The sequence below is a fragment of the Reichenbachiella sp. MALMAid0571 genome (genome assembly GCF_040151475.1).
Classification (GTDB): Bacteria; Bacteroidota; Bacteroidia; order Cytophagales; family Cyclobacteriaceae; genus CAXBNB01.
Genome location: NZ_JBDKWG010000027.1, coordinates 1 through 234, shown reverse-complemented (window position 1 = coordinate 234; position 234 = coordinate 1). Strand labels below are relative to the sequence as shown.

Here is a 234-nt window from a genome sequence, read left to right as displayed (position 1 = left end):
TTTCCACTCTGTGTTTTGCACATAGGTTTTAGGGGTGAAATTTCCCCAGTTTGGCGCATAGCTACAAAAAACCCAATCTCTGGCTTTGGCTTCTTTGCCCAGAAGTTGAGGGTAAAAACTGGTGCCATCCAGGATTTGATTTTGAGGTTTTTGAGCTTGTGCCGCTTCTAGTAAAGAAGGGAAGAAATCGGTAAAATCAATCAGGTTTTCATTCATCTGATTTGGAGCAATAGT

The 234-nt window shown here is 41.5% G+C and carries 1 pseudogene; it reads right to left on the bottom strand.

Annotation, left to right across the window (positions count from 1 at the left end):
* Positions 1-234 (bottom strand): annotated as a pseudogene (locus AAOP42_RS00290) (sulfatase-like hydrolase/transferase); the annotation flags it as partial.